The organism is Streptomyces sparsus (genome assembly GCF_054776295.1).
Genome location: NZ_BAAHCA010000585.1, coordinates 1 through 3,140, shown reverse-complemented (window position 1 = coordinate 3,140; position 3,140 = coordinate 1). Strand labels below are relative to the sequence as shown.

General features: G+C 71.8%; 3 protein-coding genes. 1 reads left to right on the top strand and 2 read right to left on the bottom strand.

Features of this window, described 5'->3' with window-relative positions; all coding sequences use genetic code 11:
* Together ACYVE9_RS20605 and ACYVE9_RS20600 are read right to left on the bottom strand one after the other, a co-directional pair.
* On the bottom strand, positions 1-207 hold a 207-nt coding region (locus tag ACYVE9_RS20605), incomplete at its 3' end, for a (2Fe-2S)-binding protein (RefSeq protein ID WP_461029369.1).
* Positions 208-360: 153 nt separating this feature from the next.
* Positions 361-1,710 (bottom strand): class II 3-deoxy-7-phosphoheptulonate synthase, encoded by a 1,350-nt coding sequence (locus ACYVE9_RS20600; protein WP_461029368.1) that lies wholly within the window; start codon positions 1,708-1,710, stop codon positions 361-363.
* A 326-nt stretch (positions 1,711-2,036) separates the two neighbouring features.
* Here ACYVE9_RS20600 and ACYVE9_RS20595 point away from each other — a divergent pair.
* Positions 2,037-3,140 (top strand): chorismate-binding protein (locus ACYVE9_RS20595; RefSeq protein WP_461029367.1); only part of this gene is annotated, 1,104 nt, incomplete at its 3' end.

The following is a 3,140-nucleotide window of genomic DNA, read 5'->3' as shown; positions in this document are numbered from 1 at the left end:
GGCGAGGGCGGCGACAGCCGTCTCCGCGCCGGACTCCCGGCGCGGGCAGCCGCCGCGGCCCAGCAGGCCCTGGATGCGCCGCACGCACGAGCCGCAGTCCGTCCCCGCCTTGCTGGCGGAGGCTATCTGGCGCGGTGTGCAGGCTCCGGCGGAGGCGTGCTCGCGGACCTGTTGCTCGGTGATGCCGAAGCAGGAGCAGACGTACACGCGGCACCTCCGGAAAGCGGACCCAGTCAGTGAGGTTAACCTAACCTTACCCGGCTGCCGATGTCCACAAAAGACGCTGGGGCGCGGATCGCTGTGATCCGCGCCCCAGATCGTCTTCCGGGCCTCTCCCCCGGCCGCCGCCGGAGGCTCCCGTCACTGGTGCCGATACATCTCCGCGACGAGGAACGCCAGGTCGAGCGACTGGCTGCGGTTGAGCCGGGGGTCGCAGGCCGTCTCGTAGCGCTGGTGCAGGTCGTCGACGAAGATCTCGTCGCCGCCGCCCACGCACTCGGTGACGTCGTCACCGGTCAGCTCGACGTGGATGCCGCCCGGGTGGGTGCCGAGGCCCTTGTGGACCTCGAAGAAGCCCTTGACCTCGTCGAGCACGTCGTCGAAGCGCCGGGTCTTGTGCCCGGAGGCCGCCTCGAAGGTGTTGCCGTGCATCGGGTCGCACACCCACGCCACCTGGGCGCCGGAGGCGGTGACCTTCTCGACCAGCGTCGGCAGGCGGTCCCTGACCTTGTCCGCGCCCATCCGCGTGATGAACGTGAGCCGGCCGGCCTCCCGCTCCGGGTCGAGGCGGTCGATGAGGGTGAGGGCCTCCTCCGGAGTGGTGGTCGGCCCCAGCTTCACCCCGATCGGGTTGCTGATCCGCGAGGCGAACTCGATGTGCGCGCCGTCGAGTTGCCGGGTGCGTTCACCGATCCACACCATGTGCGCCGAGACGTCGTAGAGCCGGCCGCTGCGCGAGTCGGTGCGGGTGAGCGCACCCTCGTAGTCGAGCAGCAGCGCCTCGTGGGAGGCGAAGAACTCGACGGTCTTGAACTCCTCCGGGTCCACCCCGCAGGCGTTCATGAAGTTCAGCGCCCGGTCGATCTCGCGGGCCAGCGCCTCGTAGCGCTGCCCGGAGGGCGAGTTCTTCACGAAGTCCTGGTTCCAGGCGTGCACCTGGCGCAGGTCGGCGTAACCACCGGTGGTGAACGCCCGCACCAGGTTCAGCGTCGAGGCGGACGCCTGGTACATGCGCTTGAGCCGCTGCGGGTCGGGACGCCGCTCGGCCTCGGTGAACTCGAAGCCGTTCACCGAGTCACCGCGGTAGGTCGGCAGCGTGACGCCGTCCCGGGTCTCCGTCGGCTTCGACCGCGGCTTGCTGTACTGGCCGGCGATCCGGCCGACCTTCACCACCGGCACCGAGCCGGCGTAGGTGAGTACCGCTCCCATCTGGAGCAGCGTCTTCAGCTTGTTGCGGATGTGTTCGGCGGACACGCCGTCGAACGCTTCCGCGCAGTCGCCGCCCTGGAGCAGGAACGCCTCGCCTCGGGCGACGGCAGCCAGCCTGTCCTTCAGCTGGTCGCACTCACCGGCGAAGACGAGCGGCGGATAGGACTCCAGCTCGGCGATCACATCGCGCAGAGCCACGGCGTCCGGGTAGTCGGGCTGCTGCGCCGCGGGCAGGTCTCGCCAGGTGCGGGCACCGGCGTCGGTATTGGCGTTCACGGTCACGGGTCCAGGTTACGGGGTCGGGTCGGGCGTTCCGTGCGGTGACCGATGGGTGAGACGGACCGTCCACGGTGGACGCGGCTCGCCCGGCGCGGGCGGGCAGCGTCGCCGGCACCGCGCTGCGGTACGCTGCGGGCATGTTCGCGCACCCCGCTCTCCGTACCGCCCGCACCTGGTGGTGGCCCGTCTCACCGGCGGCCCACTGACTGCGCGTACGCGAACACGACGCACGCGAAGGCCGCCCCGGAGGGCGGCCTTTTCGCATGTGTGCGGGTCGTCACTCCTGATCGGTCGCTCCCCTGACTCGGATGCTCCGGAAGGAAGACCCCATGGCCCTGCACCGCCTGCTCGGCGAGGACCCTCCGCCGTTCGCCCTGCTGCGCCGCCGCACCCCCGGCCGCGATCCGCACACCGTCGAGGTCCTCGTCGGCGAGGTGACGGAGGTGGACCGGCTCGCGGCCGTGCCCGACGGCCCGCACGGGGCGCTGGCCCTGGTGCCGTTCCGGCAGATCGCCGAGCGGGGCTTCGACGTCACCGACGACGGCACACCGCTGTCGGTGCTGGTGCCCTCCGAGCGCCACGAGCTGCCGCTCGACGAGGCGCTGGCCGCGCTGCCGGACCACGCGGTGGACGTGCGGGACGCCGGCTTCGACGTCGCCGACGGTCCGTACGAGGAGATCGTGCGGCGAGTGGTCCGCGACGAGATCGGAACGGGCGAGGGCGCCAACTTCGTCGTCCGGCGCACCTTCCACGGGGAGATCACCGGCTACCGGCCGCAGGACGCGCTGGCCCTCTTCCGCAGGCTGCTCGCCACCGAGCGCGGCGCGTACTGGACGTTCGTGGTGCACACCGGGCGGCGCACGCTGGTCGGGGCCAGCCCCGAGGCGCACGTGCGGATGAGCGGCGGCACGGTCGTGATGAACCCGATCAGCGGCACCTACCGCTACCCGCCGGAGGGGCCGACCGTCGACGGCCTGCTGGAGTTCCTCGGCGACCGCAAGGAGCGCGAGGAGCTGTCCATGGTCGTCGACGAGGAACTGAAGATGATGTGCACCGTCGGCGACCGGGGCGGTGTGGTCGTCGGCCCGCGGCTGAAGGAGATGGCCCATCTCGCCCACACCGAGTACGAGCTGCGGGGCCGCAGCACGCTCGACGCCAGGTCGGTGCTGCGCGAGACGATGTTCGCCGCAACCGTGACGGGCAGCCCGGTGGAGAACGCCTGCCGGGTCATCCGGCGCCACGAACCGACCGGGCGCGGCTACTACGCCGGGGCGCTGGCCCTGTTCGGACCGCCGGCCGCGGACGGTTCGCAGGACCTGGACTCCCCCATCCTCATCCGGACCGCCGACGTGGACGCGGCGACCGGGCGGCTGCGGGTGCCCGTCGGCGCGACGCTGGTCCGCGACTCGGACCCGGCCGGCGAGGTCGCCGAG